Raw genomic sequence first — 22,657 nt, 5'->3', positions numbered from 1 at the left:
TATTGGGCGGTTACTATACAAAGAAAAAAACGGAAAGACATCCCTTTCTCCATTTGAAAAAAGCAGTTACACAACTGCAACTGCTTTTCTATTCTTGCATGGTGTAACCAACACCACGCACGGTTTTAATGTAGCTTTTTTGACCTTTTACATCAAGCTTGCTACGTAGATAACGGATATAGACATCTACGATATTTGTCTCGGTCCCACTTTCATACTTCCAGACACTTTCCAACAACTGCTCACGAGTCAGAACTTTCTTGCTTCCCATAAGTGTCGCCAAAAGGTCATACTCACGGCGAGTCAGAGCAATCATCTCTTCACCACGATAAACCGTGTGATGTTCAACATCTATCCTAAGATTGCGGTAGGTCCTTGGAACTTTCATCAGACTGCAGTGTTGATCAATGAAGTCCCGACCTCGGAAGATCGCCGAAATACGCGCTACCAGATTTTCGATAAGGACTGGCTTATAGATGTATGAAACTGCAAAACGCTGAACAACTTCCAGCTCTTCTTGCAAGTCTTCCCAATGATCTAAAATCATGATGACTGAGGCTGGCTTAGTTCGACTCAGCTTATCTGCAAAATCCTGGGCTGTCATATCCCCCAGATGAGCATTCAATAAAATCAAGTCATAGTCTGTCTGAAGAGCCATGGAGAAGGCTTTTTGCCCCTCCTCAACCTGATCAACTCGGTATTGCTCTTTTTGGAGTTCCAAACTTAAAAAATGAGCTAGATTTCGTTCTTTCTCAAGTAATAAAATCCGTTTCCCCATGGCAGACCTACTTATTTTTCGTCATACCAAGAGTAGTGGAAGGTTCCTTCTTTGTCTTTACGTTGGTAAGTGTGGGCACCAAAGTAATCACGTTGCGCTTGGATCAAGTTAGCTGGAAGATCAGCTGAACGGTAGCTATCAAAGTAAGTAATAGCTGCTGAGAAGGTTGGTACTGGCACACCAGCTTGAACTGCAAGAGCTACGATATCACGCACTGCTTGTTGGTACTTAGCAGTAACATCCAAGAAGTACTCATCCAAAAGAAGGTTGGCAAGGTCTGCATCACGGTTGTAAGCATCTGTAATCTTTTGCAAGAAACGAGAACGGATGATACAGCCATCACGCCAGATAGATGCGATGTCTGCAAATGGCAAGTTCCAGTTATTTTCTTTAGAAGCTACACGTAATTGAGCAAAACCTTGTGCGTATGAGATGATTTTTGAGAAGTAAAGGGCTTGACGGATTTTTTCAATCAATTCAGCCTTATCTCCTTCAAATTTGAAGGCAGCTGGTTTTGGAAGAACCTTGCTAGCATGCACGCGTTCTTCTTTGTAAGTTGAAATGTAGCGAGCAAATACTGACTCAGTAATTAGCGACAATGGCACACCAAGGTCAAGTGATGATTGGCTAGTCCATTTACCAGTTCCCTTGTTACCCGCGGCATCAAGGATGTAGTCTACGATTGGTCCGTCTTGACCTTCATCGTCTTTACGGCTCAAGATATCAGCTGTGATTTCGATCAAGTAGCTGTCCAATTCACCCTTGTTCCACTCAGTAAAGATTTCAGCCATGTCTTCTGCAGAAAGGCCAAGCAAGTGTTGCATCAAGTCATAGCTTTCTGCGATCAATTGCATATCCCCATACTCGATACCGTTGTGAACCATTTTCACATAGTGACCAGCTCCATCAGGACCGATGTAAGTCACACATGGTTTGCCATCTTCTGGTGCTTTAGCTGAAATTTCTTCAAGAACATCTGCAACCAATTCGTAGGCTTCTTTTTGTCCACCAGGCATGATAGACGGCCCTTCAAGGGCACCTTTTTCACCACCAGAAACCCCAGTACCGATAAAGTTGATACCTGAGTTTGCCAATTCTTCATTACGACGGATGGTGTCTTTGTAGAAAGTGTTTCCGCCGTCAATCAAGATATCACCTTTGTCAAGGTGTGGAAGAAGGGCTTGGATAGTAGCATCTGTACCAGGTCCAGCTTGAACCATCAGCATGATACGGCGAGGTTTTTCGATTGAGTTTACAAAACTTTCAACGTCATAGCTTGGTACAAAGTTCTTTTCAGGATGGCAAGCAATCACATCTTCCGTTTTTTCTTTACTACGGTTGTAAATAGCAACTGTGTAACCACGAGATTCAATATTAAGGGCAAGGTTACGACCCATTACGGCCATACCTACGACACCAAAGTTAGCTTTTGTCATTTGACACTCCTCTTGTTTCATTTATTTTATTTTATCATTTTTACTTTTGAAAAGAAAGAATTTTGTAACGACTGCTTAGTAGTCCAAGTCATCTGCATGACCAGCGCCATTTCCGACAAAGTAGCCTGTCTTACAGTTAAGGGTAAAGAGATAGGTTCCATCTGGCTTGTAGAGGTTGTAATAACCATTGCCGTTAACGATATTGACACGTTCAAGGATATATTGGTCTCCAGTGATATAGCCACGTGATCGTGAAGTCGCTAGAATTTGTTCCAAGACACCATCCGCAAAATCCCAGGCAGAGTTGTTACTATCATCAATAGCAGACTGGTTATAGGCAACACGACTGGCACTTCTTTGAACAGCAACACCCGCACTTGATACGCCCATATTGACTTTGCTACGAGAACTTCTAGTCTCATTTGAGGCAGCATTTGAACTACTTGGGCTTGTCTCACTAGTCGTATTTGAGCTTGTTTGACTAGTGCTTGAGCTACTAGTTTCACTTGAACTTGAGCTAGAAGTACTTGTTTGCTGGCTCTTACCAAGGCTGATAGCCTTATCTAGCACTTTATCAAGCTCCGTATTTCCAGTTTTAATATCCGTAAATTTAGCATCCGATTTGGCTTTGGCATTGGTATCCAAGACACCATCCACAATAGCTGGTTTCTCAAATTGAGCATTGACATCTTGAATGGCCTTGATTTGCGTTGCTAGACTATCATACTTAGATTTGGCTAGCGTATGTTCACGACTACCTTCCAGTTTATCAAGCAAGGTTTTGAGTTGAGTCAGTTTATCAAACTGGCTATTTTTCAAAGCCGTTTTATTACTATCTGTGTAGAAAGCATCATATAAATTATTAAATTCTTCCACTTCTGCCTGCGTGTTTGTGGTTGATTGAGAAGTCTGAATTTCCTTGGTCGAGCGATTCACTTGACGATAGACATAATAAGCACTGACACAGATAATTACTGATACAAGCGCCAAAGCGGTCAAAACAAAGCCTTTTTTGCTTTTCTTTTCTGAGTCTTCTTGTTCCAGACGAGAAAGGTTTTGCTCCTCTTCCACTTCTTCAGTCATTTCTGTTGGATTTTCATCCTCTAGCAATAGAGGATCCAAGCCTTGCTCCTCATCGTCCAGAGGCAAGGGTGGTAAGATGTCTTCAGAAGATGGAACTTCCTCCGAAGAAGCTTCTGACTCTTCTACAGCCTCACGCATCTCTTGAATTAAATCATCCAGACTCTGAGTTTCAACTAACTCCTCTTTTTTGTATTGGCGAGTCGCAAACTTATCCGCCTCAATTTCATCTCTGTGTTGCTTAACATACTTGTCCAAAATGGAATCCTCAGGCAAGACTCCTGCTTCCACTTCTTCATTTTTACGAATAGCTTGACCAACTGTTAGCTCTTTTGCTTCATCAAAATCAAATTGCGGTTCTTGGCCTTCTTTTTTATGACGATTTCGTCTTTTTTTACTCATGAGTATCCCTTTCTATTTTACCTCTTGCCGTTTGACACGCTGACCAAAATATTGATACAGATCCACTTTCAAGGTTCCGTTGTATAACTTACGCTTCTTATCTGCTTGGCTACCATACTTACTTTCAAAAGCTTCATCACTAGTCAGGATAAATTTGCTCCAAGTTTTCAGTGGTGCAAATACTTGCCCCATCTCAGTATAGAGCTTGGTAACTCCTGCATCATCTGATAAACGCTCCCCGTAAGGCGGATTGGAAATAATCACACCATTGATTTTATCGGAACGTAAATCCTGCACGCGCATCTGCTTAAAGGTAACATCTCCTGCAACACCAGCTGCCTGGGCATTGGCCTTAGCAATTTCCACCATGCGAGCATCAATATCACAGCCCATAATATCCAGTTCCAGCTCACGGTCTACTTTTTTAGCCGCTTCTGTACGCACTTCTTGAATCAAGCGATCACTAATCCAGTTCCATTCCTCAAAGGCAAAAGAGCGACGAAGTCCTGGTGCCATCTTTCGAGCAATCATAACTGCCTCAATACAGAAAGTCCCCGAACCACAGGTCGGATCAATCAAAGGCTTGTCTGGATACCAGTTAGAGAGTTGTAAAATAGCTGCCGCCATGTTTTCCTTGATAGGGGCTCCCCCTTTTTCGGTACGATAGCCACGTTTAAAGAGACTAGACCCGGTCGTATCAATCATGACAGTTGCCACATCTTTGAGAATAGAGACCTCAATCTTAAACTCTGGGCCATTCTCCATCAGTGGAATACTTTCTGGGCGAGCATAGTGTTTCTGCAATTTCTTGACAACAGCTTTCTTAGAAATAGCCTGAACACTGGGCTCATTGTGAAGTTTAGATTTAACACATTTGGCTTTTGAAATCGGGAACCGAGCTCCAAGTGGTAAATAATTTTCCCAATCTAGGGCGAAAACTCCCTGAAACAGCTCTTCAAAAGTCTTAGCTGGGAACGTTCCTACGATGATTTTGATACGATCTGCTGCCCGAAGCCAGAGGTTGGTTTCGATAATAGCTCTCACGTCTCCTTGAAAACGAACACGACCATTTTCAACCTGACAATCGTAGCCCAACTCTCGCACTTCTCGTCCTACAACAGCTTCAAGACCTGCTGCCACAGTTGCAATTAAATTAAATTCTTTTTTCATGTTACAGTCTTACAAGACCTTTCTATATGTCCACTTTAAAAAATGAGGTTGAGAAAATTTCTCAGCCCCAACCTATATGCAATTTTCTATAAGCCATGTTTTGTTCCAGAAGTGACTAGGACCACTTCCTTCGATAATCATCTGTCTACCACTAACAGCTCCAGCTGATAGCAGTCAGAATACTACGTTCGTTTCCGTGTACTCCATGCCCCGACCAAAATTTGGGTTGCTAGCTTGAGGGGTTTACCGCGTTCCACTCTCTCCGTTTCCAGAAAGACTCCGTCACTGTGGCACTTTCAAGCCTACTCTGACCTATCAAAAGACTTAGCCATTTCAACTGCCGTAACGATTTCTCGTCCCTAGGCTTATGGTTTCGCCTAGCACAAACACTACAGGCATCACAGCCTGTGCTAGCATGGACTTTCCTCATGAGAAGCAATTCTCCTCACGCGATTATCCAAAAATTGCATGTAACAAGACCTGAATTACAAATCAGTATTGTCTAAAATTTGTTTACCGAATACTTCTTTTTCAAGACGATTCAAGCGTTTCAAAATATCAAAATTCGTCATAGAAGATGAAGCAGCCACATCAATTGGATCTGGGTGACTAGGACTTGGAGCCGAGCTCACTTGCGGTTTACGAGTTAATTCTTCCTTCAAATCCTCAATCTCCTGACGAAGTGACTTGACCAAGGCAGCATAGGTTTCATAGTCCTTGATGACATCGTCTAAAAACTCATCAACTTCTACCTTACTATAGCCACGGACTTCACGCCCAAACTCTTGTTCAAAAATATCTTTTGCTGAAAAAATAATACTTGCCATGTCTCTCTCCATTCTCGATTGCTAGTATTATTATATAAAAAAAGGCAAACAAAAATCAAGGTCAAAGCTTCAATTTTCGGAAAAATTTTCAGCAAGTTCATTTAATTGATCAAATGTTAATCTCTTTATAAAATAGTCCTCTTGATTTTTCATCTTTTGGTAAAAATAAGCTAGTTTCGTTTCATTTTCTTCATCATAAAAAAGATAGGAACTAGTCGTGTTTTCCAGCAAAAACTGCTGGTAATCTCTTAACTGCCCCTTGTGTTCATAGCGAGGATAGGCATATTTGACAAAGTCTACCTGCTTAAAACGACTCAGTTTCATCTGATTGCCTTCATTCCAATTTTCCCCATGGGTTTCAAAAGCAAAAATGGTCGCCAACTGGAAACCGTATTCGGTTTTCATTTCCTGAGCAACCTCTAAAACCCAATATTCAAAACCTAAACTTCCTGTAAACACAAGCCAAGATACCCCATCTGCTGCCATAGCCTCTAAATCTTTACGTATTGCTTTTTTTATCAATTTAAGACGAGGATCCTTGTCAGAAAATAAACCTAAATCAAAAGCAGAATAGCCTAAAACCAAAGCTGTAGCCATTTTTAACCCTTTCTGTGCAAATTTATGATATAATATGGTATATAAATGAAATTTAGGAGATTATAAAATGAAAAAAATATATATACTTGATTTTTTAAATTTAGCTATTTCCTTCCTAATTTGTAGATGGTTTTTTATGGAATACCTTTACTTCCAATTCATCTCTATCTTTAGTTTTCCTACCGGTGGCTCTGATTTCTGGAGACCTCTATTCATCATTCTAATTCTAACATTGTTTTTATTCACTTTCCTAAGATCTAGCTATACGCACAGACTTGATACTAGATTGATAAGAATATCTTATTTTCTTTACTGTTTAATTCTTGTTTATTCGCTACTTTTTAAAAATTTAGGTATTCAGGGAGTTAACTTTAATCTCGTTGAGTTTATCAAAGATTCACTTTTAATTGATTCAACAATTCCTCTTTTAAATATTGTAATTTTTATCCCAATAGGAGGATTATTTAAATTTAATTTTAAAACAGTCATGCGTTTTATCTTTTTCATAACAATAATAGAAACCTCACAATATGTATTTCATCTCGGATTCTTTGATATAGGAGATATATTTACAAACACAATAGGTTTTATAATTGGAAGCAATATCCATGATAGCAGATTAGGAAAAAAGATAATTCATTACATAAAATAAAACTACAAATCTTAGATATTCTATTTACATTCCTTTAAAATCAGAAAGAGCATCATTTTTTATAATATGTACTAATGATAGGCATTTGTTTAAAGTATGTATTTAAACTCCGATGTTTATTACGCAAACTGTCAACAAAACATGTAAACTTTGATTTTAAAGAAGGCCAGGTGAAAACTCATAGTAAACAGAAAACAAAAGAACTAAGCACAGTTTGAATAGTATCCTTTTTTGAGGTTGTAGATAATACTGACAAAATCAGTAACAAATCTATGAAAATATCTACTACCTATATTGCTTTTTAATTTTATAAAAGCATCAATTTTAAGAGAAAACAAATATTTCAATAATAAACCGTATATGATCAAAGATTTTAAAATCGTGATAATATTCGGTTTTTCTGATTGTAAAGTTTTTTTACCAAACTTATTTTTAATTGATAATAATTCACTTATTATTACCAAATTCTCTTTAAAAGTATGTTTTAAAATAACTTATATCTATTCAATCTTTATAATCCATCACAAAATACTTTTCTACATCAAAACTCACAAAGAAACTATAGTAAATTGAAATAAGATGAGGATAAATCATTTGAGGCATTCAAATTAATTTCTAACAATGCTTTAGAAATTATGTTGTACTATTCTAGTTTCATTTTACTATAAAAACCAATTGATATGATTAGTAAGGAAGAGTATTAAACTAAAAAATTATAAAATAGTTAATAAAAGACTTATCCAAATAAATACTCAATTAATAAGTCACACTACCTGAAATATTATATAAACCTCTATCCTCAGTATTGAAATATAATCCATAAGTACCTGAATTTAGATCAACACTAATTGTTCCACTAATTTTTCCATAATAAACAGATGATGCATATATTTTACCACCAATCCATGAACGACTCACAACAGAAACTCTAAACCCTACGTTCCCACTCCCAGGTCTAGGAGGTTGGTTATGATTAACAGTATAGGTTCTTCTACGGTTAGTGTACCAAGTTTGTATTGAATATTGACCTCTTATTCCCTGTCCATTATAAGTAATCGCAGTTGCTGCATGCACTACATTTGCTATCAACAGAATCCATAAAAAGCCAATAGATAGTATCCGAATAATGTCTTTCATAGAGATTCCTTCAAAATATATAAGTATGGAGATAATTTCAATCCCAAGTTTAATCAGTCTGTAGTTAATTACTAGAAGAATGTTCCGAATCAATAAAACAATAAAGCTAAAATCAAGCCTATATATTATATCTTGTTTGTAAAGCGCTTTCGACATCATTATATAACATTTATAAAATTAAATCAAATGATATTTATATTTTTTATACTACGTTGTGATTCGAATGTGATAATGTCTTTAGTAAATCGAACATGAAAATATCCCATTTGGTAGAATAGTCATATGAAAAGGATCCAACTGAATATGAATGAAGCGAAAAAATATCTTGTGATAAAAGCTATAGTCATTTTTAACCCTTTCTGTGCAAATTTATGGTATAATAAAGTGATATTATTGCACCAATAAGGAGAATTATGGTCAACTATCCACATAAACTTTCATCACAAAAAAGACAAACATCTCTTTCTCAACCCAAAAATTTCGCAAATCGAGGAATGTCTTTTGAAAAGATGATCAATGCTACCAACGACTACTATTTGTCTCAGGGCTTGGCTGTTATACACAAGAAACCAACCCCTATTCAAATCGTACGAGTGGACTATCCACAACGAAGTCGTGCCAAGATTGTTGAAGCCTATTTTCGACAAGCTTCAACGACGGACTATTCTGGCGTTTATAATGGATATTACATCGACTTTGAAGCCAAGGAAACAAAACAAAAACGTGCGATTCCGATGAAAAATTTTCATCCACATCAGATTCAGCATATGGAACAAGTCCTTGCCCAACAAGGAATCTGCTTTGTCCTTCTTCACTTTTCTTCTCAGCAAGAAACCTACTTATTGCCGGCATTCGATTTGATTCGCTTCTATCATCAAGATAAGGGACAAAAATCAATGCCACTTGGATATATTCGAGAATATGGATATGAAATCAAGGCTAGTGCCTTCCCTCAAATTCCTTATCTCAATGTTATCAAAGAATATTTATTAGGTGGTAAAACAAGATGAACAAACCAACGATTCTGCGCCTAATCAAGTATCTGGTCATTAGCTTCTTAAGCTTGGTTATCGCAACCATCGTCTTAGGCGGAGGAGTTTTTTTCTACTACGTTAGCAAGGCTCCTACCCTATCCGAGAGTAAACTAGTTGCAACAACTTCTAGTAAAATCTACGACAATAAAAATCAACTCATTGCCGACTTGGGTTCTGAACGCCGCGTCAATGCCCAAGCTAATGATATTCCCACAGATTTGGTTAAGGCAATCGTTTCTATCGAAGACCATCGCTTCTTCGACCACAGGGGGATTGATACCATCCGTATCCTGGGAGCTTTCTTGCGCAATCTGCAAAGCAATTCCCTCCAAGGTGGATCAACTCTCACCCAACAGTTGATTAAGTTGACTTACTTTTCAACCTCGACTTCCGACCAGACTATTTCTCGTAAGGCTCAGGAAGCTTGGTTAGCGATTCAGTTAGAACAAAAAGCAACCAAGCAAGAAATCTTGACCTACTATATAAATAAGGTCTACATGTCTAATGGCAACTATGGAATGCAGACAGCCGCTCAAAACTACTATGGTAAAGACCTCAATAATTTAAGTTTACCTCAGTTAGCCTTGCTGGCTGGAATGCCTCAGGCACCAAACCAATATGACCCCTATTCACATCCAGAAGCAGCCCAAAACCGCCGAAACTTGGTCTTATCTGAAATGAAAAATCAAGGCTACATCTCTGCTGAACAGTATGAGAAAGCAGTCAACACACCAATTACTGATGGACTACAAAGTCTCAAATCAGCAAGTAATTACCCTGCTTACATGGATAATTACCTCAAGGAAGTCATCAATCAAGTTGAAGAAGAAACAGGCTATAACCTGCTCACAACTGGGATGGATGTCTACACAAATGTAGACCAAGAAGCTCAAAAACATCTGTGGGATATTTACAATACAGACGAATACGTTGCCTATCCAGACGATGAATTGCAAGTCGCTTCTACCATTGTCGATGTTTCTAACGGTAAAGTCATTGCCCAGCTAGGAGCACGACATCAGTCAAGTAATGTTTCCTTCGGAATTAACCAAGCAGTGGAAACAAACCGCGACTGGGGATCAACTATGAAACCGATCACAGACTATGCTCCTGCCTTGGAGTACGGTGTCTACGATTCAACTGCTACTATCGTTCACGATGAGCCCTATAACTATCCTGGGACAGATACCCCTGTCTATAACTGGGATAGGGGCTACTTTGGCAACATCACCTTGCAATACGCCCTGCAACAATCGCGAAACGTCCCAGCCGTGGAAACGCTAAACAAGGTCGGACTCAACCGCGCCAAGACTTTCCTAAATGGTCTCGGAATCGACTACCCAAGTCTTCACTACTCAAATGCCATTTCAAGTAACACAACCGAATCAGACAAAAAATATGGAGCAAGTAGTGAAAAGATGGCTGCTGCTTACGCTGCCTTTGCAAATGGTGGAACTTACTATAAGCCAATGTATATCCATAAAGTCGTCTTTAGTGATGGGAGTGAAAAAGAGCTCTCTAATGTCGGAACTCGTGCCATGAAGGAAACGACAGCCTATATGATGACCGACATGATGAAAACAGTCTTGACTTATGGAACTGGACGAAATGCCTATCTTGCTTGGCTCCCTCAGGCTGGTAAAACAGGAACCTCTAACTATACAGACGAGGAAATTGAAAACCACATCAAGACCTCTCAGTTTGTAGCACCTGATGAACTATTTGCTGGCTATACGCGTAAATATTCAATGGCTGTATGGACAGGCTATTCTAACCGTCTGACACCACTTGTAGGCAATGGCCTTACGGTCGCTGCCAAAGTTTACCGCTCTATGATGACCTACCTGTCTGAAGGAAGCAATCCAGAGGATTGGAATATACCAGATGGTATCTATCGAAATGGGCAGTTTGTTTTCCAAAATGGAGCAAGACCGACTTGGACTGAAACAACATCCCAATCATCTTCAACCGAAAACTCCTCAACAAGTACAGAAGGCTCTACTAGCCTAGCACCAACTACAAGTCCTGATGCTAGTACCAATGGTCAAAACCAAGCGCCAAATACACCCGGAGCCAATCAAACTCCAGCTCCACAGACCCCTCAACAACAACCACAACAGTAAACGAAAAATCCTGAGAACTCTAAACTCAGGATTTTGTCATTTTCAAAATGAAATACAGAGGTCAAGTACATTTTCCCATAATAAAACGCATACGACCAAGGCTTTTCTGTACTGACCCCAAAAGTTAGACAATTAATTTATCCAAAGGATTTAGTTCTGTACTGCACAGGACTAAGTCCTTTTAATTTTACCTTAATTCGTTTATTGTTGTAGTAATCAATATAGTCTACAATAGCTTGTTCCAATTGCTTAAGCGACTGAAACGACTTCTCATAACCGTAAAACATTTCCGATTTCAGAATCCCAAAGAAGGACTCCATCATACCGTTGTCTGGGCTGTTGCCCTTGCGTGACATGGATGCTTGAATTCCCTTACTCTCTAGGAACCGATGATAAGAATCGTGTTGATATTGCCAGCCTTGGTCACTATGGAGAATCGTATTCTCGTAGTGCTTCTCTTTGAATGCCTGTTCCAACATTGTTTGTACTTGTTCTAAGTTGGGTGAAGTTGAAAGATTATAGGCGATAATTTCACTATTAAAGCCATCTAAAACTGGTGATAAGTAAAGCTTTTGAGTACTTGCTGGAATGGCAAATTCTGTCACATCTGTGTAGCACTTTTCCATTGTTTTAGAGCCTTCAAATTGACGTTGAATGAGATTCTCTGCTTTCTTACCAACGTCTCCTTTATGAGAAGAATATTTTCGTTTCTGTCGCATTTTAGCTTGTAAATTGAGTACTTTCATCAAGCCTTGAACTCTTTTATGATTTACTAGATAACCACGATTTCTTAGTTCTAAATAAATCCGACGATAAGCATAATTTCCCTTGTGTTCGATAAAGATGGATTGAATTTCAGCTTTAAGCTCTTGGTCCTTATCTGGTTTATCTAGCTGTTTCAAGTGATAGTAGTAGGTCGAACGAGCTAGTTTAATGGCTTTTAAAAGAAGATCTAACGAAAACTCAGTCATTAATTCTTGAACAATTTCTGTCTTTCTTCTTTCTCTTTTTCCTCCTTCAATCGGAGTTCTCTTAACTTTTTTAGGATGGCATTCTCCGCTCTCAGGTACTCATTTTCTGCTTGAAGACGTTCTAATTCTGTCCTCTCTTCAGGTCTCGTTTTTGGCTTACGTCCCATTTTAGGTACTCTCCCTCTTGTTTTCTCAACAATAGTATACCCGTTTTTCCTGTATTGTGCTAGCCAATTAAGAAGTATCGTACGACTTGGGAGGCCGTATTCAAGAGAAACTCTATCTTTAGTCCAGCCTTCATGTATGACTTTATCAATCATTTCTTGTTTTAAATCAGGAGAATAGTAACGATTTTTTCCTTTTTTGACGAACTCTATTCCGTAACGATCAATCAATTTAATCATGTACCTAATATTAGAATTGTTTATCCCAAATTTATTTGAAAGCTTCTCTAAGCTATATCCTTGTTTTCTAAGTTCATAGATCTGAACTTTATCATCATAAGTTAATTTCATAATAAAAATACCCCAAAAGTTAGATTTTGTCTGTCTAACTTTTGGGGTGCAGTTCAGAATTGTACCTTGATACTATGCGTTTTTCTTATTTTTAGGACTTTTGACTCAGTCTCTTTTTGTTTTATTTGACATGTTTGGCAAGTTCTTCTTGCGCTTTTTTATTGGATTCTGCTTTTTCTTTCATCCATTTTTCTTGAGCTTTTTGGTATTCATCTGCAGTAACTGCCTTGTCTTGAAGTTCCAAGTATTTATACAAGACTGGGTCGCTTGTACCTTTATTTCCTGACAATGCAAATGGTATTGTAAATGGTACCATCTTAGACAAGATTGGACGCCCTGTACGAGATGTAGTTGGAATAATCAAGGCACTATCTGTCAACCAAGCTTGGGCTGCTGCGTATTTATCATATCGTTTAGCAACATCTGTAGTCTCATCACCAGCTTCAGTAACCAATTTTTCGTAGTCATATAGACCTACTTTTTTAGCAGCTACATTATCTTCCCCTGAGTCAAACCCTAAATATGTTTTAGTACTTTCTCCTACAGATGGTTTGATGATATCAAGGTAGGTTGATGGATCGGCAAAGTCTGGACCCCAACCGACATTATCTGATAAATCCCAGTCTTCGCCAGCAGCATTTTCAGCAAAATATGTAATATTGTTTACTTCGTCTTTTTGTAGTTGTTGAATATCAATGACTACATTATCCGCTCCTAAAGTTGCTTCCAAGGATTGTTTCATAGATTGGACGCGCTGAACTTTTGTAGTTGCTGTTTGGTCAACTGGCATATCCAAATGAATTGGGAATGTCACACCTTCTGCTTGTAAGGCTGATTTAGCTTTAGCAAATTCAGCCTTGGCTTTTTCTGGATTGTAAAGACCATCCTGAGAATCTGCAAGATTAACATCCTTCCATTCATCCCCATAAGTGACCAATTTCTCTTTGACCATATCGCCAAAGTTTTTACCATCTGCTTGAACAAATGTTGGTGGCACAAAGAGATTACGCAAGATTTTACTTGCTCCAGTTTGTCCATTCAACTGAGAGGCATAGGCTGTACGGTCAAATCCAAATGCAATAGCCTGACGGAAATCCTTGTTTAAGAGAGCCTTTTTAGTCGATGCCTTTTGTTCGTCGCTGGTCTTAGATGTGTATTTATAGGACTGACGGTCAATATTTGTACCAACTAGATACGTAATAGAGTCTTGTTGAGTATAGACAATATTGTCCTTCATACTCTTCTCAAGCTCTGCGAAACTTGCACTTGTTGGATAGAGACGAGCTGCTGTAAGGCTACCATCTTTAAAGTTTTCTGCAGGTTTGCTAGTATCTTGACCATCCCAGAATGACAATTTGACCTTGTCAATATGCACATTGTCCTTATCCCAGTAGTTCGGATTTTTCGCAAATTCAACAGAGGATTTTGTCACAATGGATTTCAACAAATAAGGTCCATTATACAAGAGACTACTTGGATCCGTAGCTTTGGCAAAATCATCCCCTTTTGAATTCAAAAACTCTTCATTGACTGGCGCAAGCACACCCATAGTTGTTTTAGAATTCCAAAAAGTTTCAGGTTTGTTCAAGGTGTATTGAACTGTCTGATCGTCAAGGGCTTTAATCCCAACTTGAGCAAAGTCTGTGATTTCACCTTTTGCATAGGCATCCAGACCTTTGATTGAATCCTGTACCAAGTAAAGAGCATCCGCTTTCTTATCTGTTGCATATTTAAGACCTGTCACAAAGTCCTGAGCCTTAACAGGAGCGTACTCTTCTCCCTCAGATGTATACCACTTGGCGTCCTGACGAATCTTATAAGTATAAGTCAAGCCATCCTTAGAAACTGACCAGTCTTCTGCCAATGAAGGAACAAGGTTCCCGTATTTATCATTTTCAAGCAATCCATCAATCACATTACTAGTAATCTCAGAAGTTGCTGCCTTACCAGTTGTCAAATAGTTGAGATTATCTGGATGTGTTTCGTAGGTAAACGCAAAGGTCTTTTCACCTTGAGCGCCTGAACCCCCAGAACAAGCAGCTAAAACACCAGCTGCTAATAAAGTTACTCCCACAAGAGCCAATACTTTTCTTGTTTTCATAGCATTCTCCTTTGTTTTTTATTCATTATAGACCCTTTTTCAAGTTCTGTCAATAGAATTTTCTGAATTTTAAGAGTTATTTGTTATATTTGATATATTCTGAAAAATAAAATTGTTCATTTATGCCCAAAAAGCATTCTAGTCCATCTCCGATTAACGATGGACTTTATCACCTCCTTCTCCAGTCCTTGTATAACATCTTGAAGTTGATTCATGACATCTTCCAAAGTTCGAAAGGCTTTATTCTTAAATCCACGTTTACGAATCTCTTTCCACACTTGTTCAATGGGGTTCATCTCTGGTGTGTATGGAGGAATAAAGGTAAAGCCAATATTAGTCGGAATCTTTAAGGTACTTGATTTATGCCATATGGCATTGTCCATAACGAGTAAAAGATAATCATCTGGATAAGCTTGTGAAAGCTCTTCTAAAAAGGCGTTCATCCACTCAGTATGACATCCACCAGCGATTAAGAAAAATGATTCGCCTGTATGGGCATCAACAGCTCCATAACAATAGCGAAATTCTCGTATATAGTGACTATGGACATGTGGACCTACTCCTATTGGAGACCAACAAGATCCCAGTTTACTGATTCTACCGAAACCAGCCTCATCTTGGTACATCAAGCGAACCTTACGAAAACGTCTACTGGTTTTAAAGCGCTTTCTTTTCTTCTTGAATTGAGATTTTATTTTTAGACGCGACAATGGTTTGAGCGTCTGCTTTCTTAGGATGTTCTGGACGTGGCATAATATTTCGCCAACCATGGCGCTTCAACAGTTGATAGAAGGTATCACGTGTGTAGGAAGGACCTAACTCCTTTTTATAAGCCTGAAATAAGGCATCAATTGTAACAAATTCTCCTGCCTCTGCAGCCTTCAAATGGCGAGCAAGAAAGGCTTTTTCTTCCTCAACTGTCATATATGATGGTTACGACCACCACGTGTTTCTTGAAGGAGAGAATCGAGTCCGAACTCCTCATATTTTTTTACAGTTGGCCAAATCGTTGTTTGATTACAGTCTAAAAGCTCTATAATCTCTTTATAAGATTTACTCATCAGACGAAATAGAACGATTTGAAGGCGTTTATGATATTTAGCTGTACTAGAGTCTTTTAAAAGTGTTTTGATAGCTTGGATTTCTTCTTTAGTTGATTTCATATTACTATTATATAGTGCTTTTTGATTTTAGCTTAGTATTAATCGATTGTTCTACTTTTTGCCTCCAAAACCTTGGAAAAAGGCTTTCTTTTGTGATATACTTCACATATAAATACAAGAGAGCTCGTCATACTCGACTCTGTTGACACAAAATCAATCCAGTCCCGTTGTCCCTGTTCTCGGTCAATATCAAGGAGGATAGCTATGAAAGCTGTTGTTGTAAATCCAGAAAGCACTGGTGTTGCTGTTGAAGAAAAAGTGCTCCGTCCACTTGAAACTGGGGAAGCACTTGTAGAAGTTGAATACTGTGGCGTTTGCCACACCGACCTCCACGTTGCTCATGGTGACTTTGGTCAAGTCCCAAGACGTGTTCTTGGCCACGAAGGTATCGGTATCGTTAAAGAGATTGCTCCAGATGTGAAAAGCCTTAAAGTCGGTGACCGCGTCAGCGTTGCTTGGTTCTTTGAAGGATGTGGCACTTGCGAATACTGTACAACTGGTCGCGAAACCCTTTGCCGTACAGTGAAAAATGCTGGCTACTCAGTAGACGGTGGTATGGCTGAACAATGTATCGTAACTGCTGACTATGCTGTTAAAGTTCCTGACGGACTTGATCCAGCCCAAGCTTCTTCTATCACATGTGCTGGTGTAACAACCTATAAAGCTATTAAAGAAGCCAAAGTTGAACCAGGCCAATGGGTTGTTCTTTACGGTGCTGGTGGACTTGGTAACCTAGCTGTTCAATATGCTAAAAAAGTATTCAATGCTCATGTTATCGCAGTTGATATCAACAATGACAAACTTGCCCTTGCAAAAGAAGTAGGCGCTGACATTGTTATTAACGGCCTCGAAGTTGAAGATGTACCTGGACTTATCAAGGAAAAAACTGATGGAGGTGCTCACTCAGCTGTCGTAACTGCTGTGTCTAAAGTTGCCTTCAATCAGGCTGTTGACTCAGTTCGTGCTGGTGGTCGCGTAGTCGCTGTTGGTCTTCCTTCTGAAATGATGGAACTTAGCATCGTAAAAACCGTTCTAGATGGAATCCAAGTCATCGGTTCTCTTGTAGGAACTCGTAAAGACTTGGAAGAAGCCTTCCAATTCGGTGCAGAAGGTTTAGTAGTTCCAGTTGTTCAAAAACGTCCAATAGAAGATGCCGTAGCCATTTTCGACGAAATGGAAAAAGGTCAAATCCAAGGACGTATGGTACTCGACTTCACCCACTAATCTAATAGAAACCTATTTTAAAAGTTGGAAGCTTCTTTCAACTTTTTTATATTAAATTTTTAAATGTGGATTCAATATTACTCCTCAAAAAACTCAATATATCAACATCCAAAAGTAAAAGTTTTTTTAATTTTTTATGATAAATAGTTGCTTTTTACATGAAAACGGTTTATACTTAAACAGTCTTAAAGTTTTCTTAAATGAAAACTAAAACAAAAAAGGAGGAATGACAATAATGAGTATCGGAATCATTATTGCGAGCCACGGCGAATTTGCTGCGGGTATTCATCAGTCAGGATCTATGATCTTTGGTGAACAAGAAAAGGTTCAAGTTGTGACCTTTATGCCAAATGAAGGTCCTGATGATCTATACGCTAAGTTTAATAACGCTGTTGCTGCATTTGACGCAGAAGATGAGGTTCTAGTTTTGGCTGACCTTTGGAGTGGTTCTCCATTTAACCAAGCTAGTCGCGTGATGGGAGAAAATCCTGAGCGTAAGTTTGCCATCATCACAGGACTTAACTTACCGATGTTGATTCAAGCCTACACAGAGCGCCTCATGGACGCTGCTGCAGGTGTAGAAAAAGTCGCTGCTAATATCATTAAAGAAGCCAAAGATGGCATCAAAGCTCTTCCAGAAGAGCTAAATCCAGTTGAAGAAGTTGCAAGCGCTGCAGCTGCTCCAGTTGCCCAAGCTGCTATCCCAGAAGGAACTGTTATCGGAGACGGTAAATTGAAAATCAATCTTGCCCGTCTTGACACACGTCTACTTCACGGTCAGGTTGCAACTGCTTGGACTCCAGATTCAAAAGCAAATCGTATCATCGTTGCTTCAGATAACGTGGCTAAAGACGACCTTCGTAAAGAATTGATTAAACAAGCAGCTCCAGGTAATGTCAAGGCTAACGTGGTTCCAATTCAAAAACTGATTGAGATTTCAAAAGACCCACGTTTTGGAGAAACACATGCCCTTATCTTGTTTGAAACACCTCAAGATGCCCTTCGTGCCATCGAAGGCGGCGTGCCAATCAAGACTCTTAACGTTGGTTCTATGGCTCACTCAACAGGTAAAACATTGGTCAATACCGTTTTGTCGATGGACAAAGAAGATGTTGCTACATTTGAAAAAATGCGTGACTTGGGTGTTGAATTTGATGTCCGTAAAGTACCGAATGATTCTAAAAAAGATTTGTTTGACTTGATTAACAAAGCCAATGTCAAATAAGCCATTATTTATGAAAGGATTTTAAACATGTCTATTATTTCTATGGTTTTAGTAGTCGTTGTAGCCTTCTTTGCAGGTCTTGAAGGCATCCTCGACCAGTTCCAATTTCACCAACCACTTGTAGCCTGTACCCTTATTGGGCTTGTAACAGGTCACTTGGAAGCAGGGATTATCCTCGGTGGATCGCTTCAAATGATTGCCCTTGGTTGGTCAAATATCGGTGCTGCTATCGCTCCTGATGCTGCACTTGCTTCTGTCGCTGCTGCCATTATCATGGTTCTTGGTGGTGACTTTACCAAGACTGGTATCGGTGTTGCCCAAGCGGTTGCTATCCCTCTTGCCGTAGCTGGACTTTTCTTGACAATGATTGTTCGTACAATTTCAGTTGGTTTGGTTCATACTGCAGATGCTGCCGCTAAAAAAGGTGACTTCGGCGCTGTGGAGCGTGCGCATTTCATTGCGCTACTTTTCCAAGGACTTCGTATCGCGCTTCCTGCAGCTCTTCTCCTTATGGTACCAACTGAAACTGTACAAAGTATCCTTAGTGCCATGCCAGACTGGCTCAAAGATGGTATGGCTATCGGTGGTGGTATGGTCGTTGCCGTTGGTTACGCCATGGTTATCAACATGATGGCAACTCGTGAAGTATGGCCATTCTTCGCTCTTGGTTTCGTTCTCGCTGCTGTGTCAGATATTACTCTAATCGGATTCGGTGCTATCGGTGTTGCTATCGCTCTTATATACCTTCACCTTTCTAAAACTGGTGGAAATGGTGGCGGAGGAGCCGCAACTTCTAACGACCCAATCGGCGATATCCTAGAAGACTACTAAGATAAGAAAGGACTGAAAACATCATGACTGAAAAACTTCAATTAACTAAATCAGATCGTAAAAAAGTTTGGTGGCGTTCAACCTTCTTACAAGGGTCTTGGAACTTTGAACGGATGCAAAACTTGGGCTGGGCTTATACACTCATTCCAGCTATCAAAAAACTCTATACTAAAAAAGAAGATCAAATCGCTGCTCTTGAGCGTCACCTTGAGTTCTTCAACACTCATCCATACGTAGCTGCTCCAGTCATGGGGGTTACTCTTGCGCTTGAAGAAGAACGTGCTAACGGTGTGGAAATCGATGACGCTGCTATCCAAGGGGTTAAAATCGGTATGATGGGACCTCTTGCTGGTATCGGTGACCCAGTATTCTGGTTTACAGTACGCCCAATCCTTGGATCTCTCGGTGCTTCACTTGCCCTTACTGGCAATATCTTGGGTCCACTCCTCTTCTTTGTTGCATGGAACTTGATTCGTATGTCATTCTTGTGGTATGTTCAAGAGATTGGATATAAGGCTGGATCAGAAATCACCAAAGATATGTCTGGTGGTATCCTTCAAGATATCACTAAAGGAGCTTCTATCCTTGGGATGTTCATTCTTGCTGTCCTTGTTCAACGTTGGGTAAATATTAAATTTGCTTTCGATGTTTCTAAAGTTCAACTAGATGAAAAGGCTTATATCCATTGGGATAAATTGCCAGAAGGGTCTAAAGGTATCCAAGAAGCATTCGCACAAGTAGGACAAGGATTGTCTCAAACTCCTGAAAAAGTTACTACTTTCCAACAAAACTTGGATATGTTGATTCCTGGATTATCAGGACTACTCCTTACTTTACTTTGCATGTACTTACTTAAGAAAAAAGTATCTCCAATCACTATTATCCTTGCCCTCTTCGCAGTGGGTATTGTGGCACATGTTCTTCACATCATGTAATCAAGCAACTAAAAAGGAACCAGGTTCTAAAATCTGATTCCTTTTTTCTAGGCTTTTATACTCAATGAAAATCAAAGAGCAAACTAGGAAGCGAGCCGCAGGCTGTACTTGAGTACGGCAAGGCGAAGCTGACGTGGTTTGAATTTGATTTTCGAAGAGTATTATTCTGCCAAGGCTCCCATTGGATCCCATGGTGCAAGAACAATTGGTTCTGCTTCATAGGCAGCCTGTTCTTCGGCTGTCAGCAATTCTTTACGGACAACGATTTGGTAAGTGTATTCGTCCATCCAAGCGTCTGAGGCAACAAAGTAACCATCTGTACCGACCTTGTCTCCCCATGAGTTTTCAACCTTCCACTTGATTGATTTGCCATTTTCGTCCAAATCAACACCTGTCAAGACCATGGCGTGGGTCATCAAGCTTTCGCTGTAGTCCAGACGTCCAGCCTTGTCTTGAGTGAGTTTAATGTCCATGCTTGATTCAAAGTCATAAACATCTGTCGCAAGGATTCCAGCTTTACGGTTGCTGAGCTGGCCGACATCAGAGCCAAACCAAACAGTCTCACCTGCTTGCATTTGGGCAATCGCTAATTCTTTCAAACGCTCCATTGGAACGTTGATGTAACGAACCGCACGGCTACCAACCACATTTCCCAACATCTCAACTGTGTAAGATTTGCCGTAAGGCTTGTCAGCAGTTGGGGCGTTGATAACAGAAACGTAGTCTTCTAGTGGAAGATTGACATATTTCTTGTAAAATTCTTGTGGAGTGATGCCCTTTTCGTTTTGGTAGTTGTTATCCTTATCGCGATAAGCAAAGTCAAACTGACGTGGTGGAAGTCCTAGTGACATAGCAAGGAAGTTAAAGATTTCTTGCAAGAGGTCTTCTTTTTTAGCTTGAACAGTCGCTTGATCTGCGCCAGAAGCAAGCAAGTCACGCAAGATTTGAGCATCTTGACGAAGCAATTTATTAAGGATCGCATTTAGCTCACGACTGCTGCTAGATGAAACAGACTCAGGATAAACTGACTTAGGCACGACACCGTATTTCTCAAAGAGAGAAACGACCATATCCCATTGACCACCATCTTGTTGAGGTGTTTGAAGTAGGAAGCTAACCTTACGGCTCGTCAAGTCTTGGTCTGCAGTCGCAATGACTTGCTCCAAGAACCAGTTTGATTTCTCATACTTGTCCCAGAAGAAAGTGTGGGCTTGTGATAACTCAAAGTTCTCCAGTTTGTATTGAGAAATGAGTTTGTGGCGGAAGGTGTTGAGAGCCGCAAACATCCAGCAACGACCAGACGCTTTCTGGTTGGTTACCTTGTCCTTGGTCAAATCCAATGAGAAAACAGGTGTGTTATCTACATGGCTTTGGCGACGTTCTAGGGCTGCAAAAATTCCGTTATGGCTGGCAGCATTTTCAATCGCTTGGTATTTTACATTTGCTTCATAGTTGGCAAATAGTTTATCTGTAAATGATTCTTGAATCGCGTTCATAGATTCCTCCTTTTATTCTACAGTCTATTATAACTCTTTTCACAAAGGAAGCAACTGAAAAACATAAAAGGCAAGGATATTCTTCCTCACCTTTTCAAATATAAATGAAATTAAGCAATATTCGCAAGGAGAATTTCTAATTCTTCCTTGGTCAAGCGACGCCATTCCCCTCGTTCTAGGTTCTCATCCAATACTAGAGTTCCCATAGTCAAACGTTGCAAGTCTACTACTTCCTTGCCACAGTAGGCCACCATACGCTTGACCTGATGAAACTTCCCTTCTGCAATAGTCACACGGATTTGGCTCTGATTCTTTTCTGCATCCGTGGAAAGAATCTCCAGTCCAGCGGGCTGACAGGTAAAGTCTTTGAGCGGAATACCCTCAGCAAATATCTCCACATCTTCTTGGGTCATAATTCCCTTGACCTGGGCCAGATAGGTCTTATCCACATGACGCTTTGGCGAAAGAAGAGCATGGGCCAGCTTGCCGTCATTGGTCAAGAGCAAAAGACCATGCGTGTCAATATCCAAGCGTCCTACTGGGAAAACTTCCTTGCTCCGCGCCAAGTCATCCAACAAGTCCAGAACGGTTCTGTGCTTGGGATCCTCAGTCGCTGAGATAACTCCTTTGGGCTTGTTCATCATGTAGTAGACAAACTCTTCATACTCCAACACTTGCCCGTCAAAGCGAATCTCATCTCTTTCTTCATCAATCTTCAATTTAGCTGATTTCTCTTTTTTTCCATTTACCGTCACGCGACCAGCCTTGAGCAAGTTTTTGACCTCAGTTCGGCTCCCCACAGCGCAGGCAACTAAAAATTTATCTAATCTCATAGAACTATTATATCATATCAAAAGGAGGCTGGTACAATGACCAACCTCCTTTTCGTTTCATACTCTTCAAAAATCTCTTCAAACCGCGTCAAGGTCGCCTTGCCGTATGTATGGTTACTGACTTCGT

18 protein-coding genes, 1 other RNA gene and 1 pseudogene are annotated in these 22,657 nt (G+C 39.8%); 7 read left to right on the top strand and 13 right to left on the bottom strand.

The genetic code is table 11. From position 1 onward, the window contains the following. Positions 1-88: 88 nt before the first annotated feature. The 7 genes from HT688_RS03365 to HT688_RS03335 all read right to left on the bottom strand — a co-directional run bounded on the left by HT688_RS03365 (position 89) and on the right by HT688_RS03335 (position 6,290). A complete protein-coding gene (locus HT688_RS03365) occupies positions 89-778 on the bottom strand; it encodes a response regulator transcription factor (RefSeq protein WP_000518020.1) in 690 nt (229 codons plus the stop codon). Between the two features lie 11 nt (positions 779-789). After that, positions 790-2,214: an NADP-dependent phosphogluconate dehydrogenase gene (gene gnd, locus HT688_RS03360; protein WP_000158778.1), complete on the bottom strand. Its 1,425-nt coding sequence runs from the start codon at positions 2,212-2,214 to the stop codon at positions 790-792. A 75-nt stretch (positions 2,215-2,289) separates the two neighbouring features. Next, a complete protein-coding gene (gene mapZ / locus HT688_RS03355) occupies positions 2,290-3,696 on the bottom strand; it encodes a cell division site-positioning protein MapZ (RefSeq protein WP_023938812.1) in 1,407 nt (468 codons plus the stop codon). A 12-nt stretch (positions 3,697-3,708) separates the two neighbouring features. Then, positions 3,709-4,866: a THUMP domain-containing class I SAM-dependent RNA methyltransferase gene (locus tag HT688_RS03350; RefSeq protein ID WP_050208660.1), complete on the bottom strand. Its 1,158-nt coding sequence runs from the start codon at positions 4,864-4,866 to the stop codon at positions 3,709-3,711. An 84-nt stretch (positions 4,867-4,950) separates the two neighbouring features. After that, positions 4,951-5,331, bottom strand: an RNA gene (rnpB, locus tag HT688_RS03345) — RNase P RNA component class B. A 20-nt stretch (positions 5,332-5,351) separates the two neighbouring features. Then, a complete protein-coding gene (gene gpsB / locus HT688_RS03340) occupies positions 5,352-5,693 on the bottom strand; it encodes a cell division regulator GpsB (protein WP_023938816.1) in 342 nt (113 codons plus the stop codon). Positions 5,694-5,762: 69 nt separating this feature from the next. Then, positions 5,763-6,290 (bottom strand): SLOG family protein, encoded by a 528-nt coding sequence (locus tag HT688_RS03335; protein WP_000179549.1) that lies wholly within the window; start codon positions 6,288-6,290, stop codon positions 5,763-5,765. A gap of 67 nt (positions 6,291-6,357) precedes the next feature. On the opposite strand from HT688_RS03335, the gene HT688_RS03330 reads away from it, so the two are divergent. After that, positions 6,358-6,942, top strand: a complete 585-nt coding sequence (locus tag HT688_RS03330; protein ID WP_000725526.1) for a VanZ family protein — start codon at positions 6,358-6,360, stop codon at positions 6,940-6,942. A 756-nt stretch (positions 6,943-7,698) separates the two neighbouring features. On the opposite strand, the gene HT688_RS03325 is transcribed toward HT688_RS03330, so the two are convergent. Next, positions 7,699-8,079 carry a hypothetical protein gene (locus HT688_RS03325; protein ID WP_000651738.1) on the bottom strand — a complete coding sequence of 127 codons (381 nt, stop codon included), beginning with the start codon at positions 8,077-8,079 and terminating at the stop codon, positions 7,699-7,701. Between the two features lie 413 nt (positions 8,080-8,492). Here HT688_RS03325 and recU point away from each other — a divergent pair, with 413 nt between their 5' ends. Further along, the gene (gene recU / locus HT688_RS03320) at positions 8,493-9,089 is read left to right on the top strand and encodes a Holliday junction resolvase RecU (RefSeq protein ID WP_000248778.1); all 597 of its coding nucleotides are present in this window, start codon (positions 8,493-8,495) and stop codon (positions 9,087-9,089) included. Next, positions 9,086-11,236, top strand: a complete 2,151-nt coding sequence (gene pbp1a / locus HT688_RS03315) for a penicillin-binding protein PBP1A (RefSeq protein WP_172923567.1) — start codon at positions 9,086-9,088, stop codon at positions 11,234-11,236. The genes recU and pbp1a overlap by 4 nt, the downstream gene beginning before the upstream one ends. 137 nt (positions 11,237-11,373) lie before the next feature. Here pbp1a and HT688_RS03310 read toward each other — a convergent pair. From HT688_RS03310 to HT688_RS03300, 3 genes and pseudogenes are all read right to left on the bottom strand, one after another. Further along, positions 11,374-12,722 (bottom strand): IS3 family transposase gene (locus HT688_RS03310; RefSeq protein WP_172923566.1). Its coding sequence is split into 2 segments (ribosomal slippage): positions 11,374-12,281 and positions 12,281-12,722, totalling 1,350 coding nucleotides; the frame shifts between segments, so codons are not numbered across the junction. Positions 12,723-12,843: 121 nt separating this feature from the next. Then, the gene (locus HT688_RS03305) at positions 12,844-14,823 is read right to left on the bottom strand and encodes a peptide ABC transporter substrate-binding protein (RefSeq protein WP_000857592.1); all 1,980 of its coding nucleotides are present in this window, start codon (positions 14,821-14,823) and stop codon (positions 12,844-12,846) included. 116 nt (positions 14,824-14,939) lie between these two features. Beyond that, positions 14,940-15,986 (bottom strand): annotated as a pseudogene (locus HT688_RS03300) (IS630 family transposase). A 204-nt stretch (positions 15,987-16,190) separates the two neighbouring features. Here HT688_RS03300 and adhP point away from each other — a divergent pair. The 4 genes from adhP (at position 16,191) to HT688_RS03280 (ending at position 20,201) form a co-directional block, all read left to right on the top strand. After that, complete coding sequence (gene adhP, locus HT688_RS03295; protein ID WP_023935615.1) at positions 16,191-17,210, top strand: alcohol dehydrogenase AdhP; 1,020 nt, start codon at positions 16,191-16,193, stop codon at positions 17,208-17,210. Between the two features lie 235 nt (positions 17,211-17,445). Continuing rightward, positions 17,446-18,435: a PTS sugar transporter subunit IIB gene (locus tag HT688_RS03290; RefSeq protein WP_000021972.1), complete on the top strand. Its 990-nt coding sequence runs from the start codon at positions 17,446-17,448 to the stop codon at positions 18,433-18,435. Positions 18,436-18,462: 27 nt separating this feature from the next. Continuing rightward, complete coding sequence (locus tag HT688_RS03285) at positions 18,463-19,266, top strand: PTS mannose/fructose/sorbose transporter subunit IIC (RefSeq protein WP_000022715.1); 804 nt, start codon at positions 18,463-18,465, stop codon at positions 19,264-19,266. A 23-nt stretch (positions 19,267-19,289) separates the two neighbouring features. Then, on the top strand, positions 19,290-20,201 hold the full coding sequence (locus tag HT688_RS03280) for a PTS system mannose/fructose/sorbose family transporter subunit IID (protein WP_000136861.1): 912 nt from the start codon (positions 19,290-19,292) through the stop codon (positions 20,199-20,201). A gap of 161 nt (positions 20,202-20,362) precedes the next feature. Here HT688_RS03280 and pepC read toward each other — a convergent pair whose 3' ends face one another. Both pepC and HT688_RS03270 read right to left on the bottom strand, forming a co-directional pair. Beyond that, entirely contained in the window at positions 20,363-21,697 is a 1,335-nt protein-coding gene (pepC, locus tag HT688_RS03275) for a C1 family peptidase (protein ID WP_000991654.1), read from the bottom strand. 110 nt (positions 21,698-21,807) lie between these two features. Continuing rightward, entirely contained in the window at positions 21,808-22,530 is a 723-nt protein-coding gene (locus HT688_RS03270; protein ID WP_172923565.1) for a pseudouridine synthase, read from the bottom strand. Between the last annotated feature and the right edge of the window lie 127 nt (positions 22,531-22,657).

The organism is Streptococcus sp. 1559 (assembly GCF_013276735.1).
Lineage (GTDB): Bacteria > Bacillota > Bacilli > Lactobacillales > Streptococcaceae > Streptococcus > Streptococcus pseudopneumoniae.
This window is presented reverse-complemented; position numbering and strand designations above follow the sequence as displayed.

Excerpts from the sequence above, each read along its gene's own strand:
- recU (WP_000248778.1), top strand. The coding sequence starts at position 8,493 with ATGGTCAACTATCCACATAAACTTTCATCACAAAAAAGACAAACATCT.
- gnd (WP_000158778.1), bottom strand. The coding sequence starts at position 2,214 with ATGACAAAAGCTAACTTTGGTGTCGTAGGTATGGCCGTAATGGGTCGT.
- HT688_RS03285 (WP_000022715.1), top strand. The coding sequence starts at position 18,463 with ATGTCTATTATTTCTATGGTTTTAGTAGTCGTTGTAGCCTTCTTTGCA.
- HT688_RS03305 (WP_000857592.1), bottom strand. The coding sequence starts at position 14,823 with ATGAAAACAAGAAAAGTATTGGCTCTTGTGGGAGTAACTTTATTAGCA.
- pbp1a (WP_172923567.1), top strand. The coding sequence starts at position 9,086 with ATGAACAAACCAACGATTCTGCGCCTAATCAAGTATCTGGTCATTAGC.
- HT688_RS03325 (WP_000651738.1), bottom strand. The coding sequence starts at position 8,079 with ATGAAAGACATTATTCGGATACTATCTATTGGCTTTTTATGGATTCTG.
- gpsB (WP_023938816.1), bottom strand. The coding sequence starts at position 5,693 with ATGGCAAGTATTATTTTTTCAGCAAAAGATATTTTTGAACAAGAGTTT.
- HT688_RS03335 (WP_000179549.1), bottom strand. The coding sequence starts at position 6,290 with ATGGCTACAGCTTTGGTTTTAGGCTATTCTGCTTTTGATTTAGGTTTA.
- pepC (WP_000991654.1), bottom strand. The coding sequence starts at position 21,697 with ATGAACGCGATTCAAGAATCATTTACAGATAAACTATTTGCCAACTAT.
- HT688_RS03270 (WP_172923565.1), bottom strand. The coding sequence starts at position 22,530 with ATGAGATTAGATAAATTTTTAGTTGCCTGCGCTGTGGGGAGCCGAACT.
- HT688_RS03365 (WP_000518020.1), bottom strand. The coding sequence starts at position 778 with ATGGGGAAACGGATTTTATTACTTGAGAAAGAACGAAATCTAGCTCAT.
- mapZ (WP_023938812.1), bottom strand. The coding sequence starts at position 3,696 with ATGAGTAAAAAAAGACGAAATCGTCATAAAAAAGAAGGCCAAGAACCG.
- HT688_RS03330 (WP_000725526.1), top strand. The coding sequence starts at position 6,358 with ATGAAAAAAATATATATACTTGATTTTTTAAATTTAGCTATTTCCTTC.
- HT688_RS03290 (WP_000021972.1), top strand. The coding sequence starts at position 17,446 with ATGAGTATCGGAATCATTATTGCGAGCCACGGCGAATTTGCTGCGGGT.
- HT688_RS03280 (WP_000136861.1), top strand. The coding sequence starts at position 19,290 with ATGACTGAAAAACTTCAATTAACTAAATCAGATCGTAAAAAAGTTTGG.
- adhP (WP_023935615.1), top strand. The coding sequence starts at position 16,191 with ATGAAAGCTGTTGTTGTAAATCCAGAAAGCACTGGTGTTGCTGTTGAA.
- HT688_RS03350 (WP_050208660.1), bottom strand. The coding sequence starts at position 4,866 with ATGAAAAAAGAATTTAATTTAATTGCAACTGTGGCAGCAGGTCTTGAA.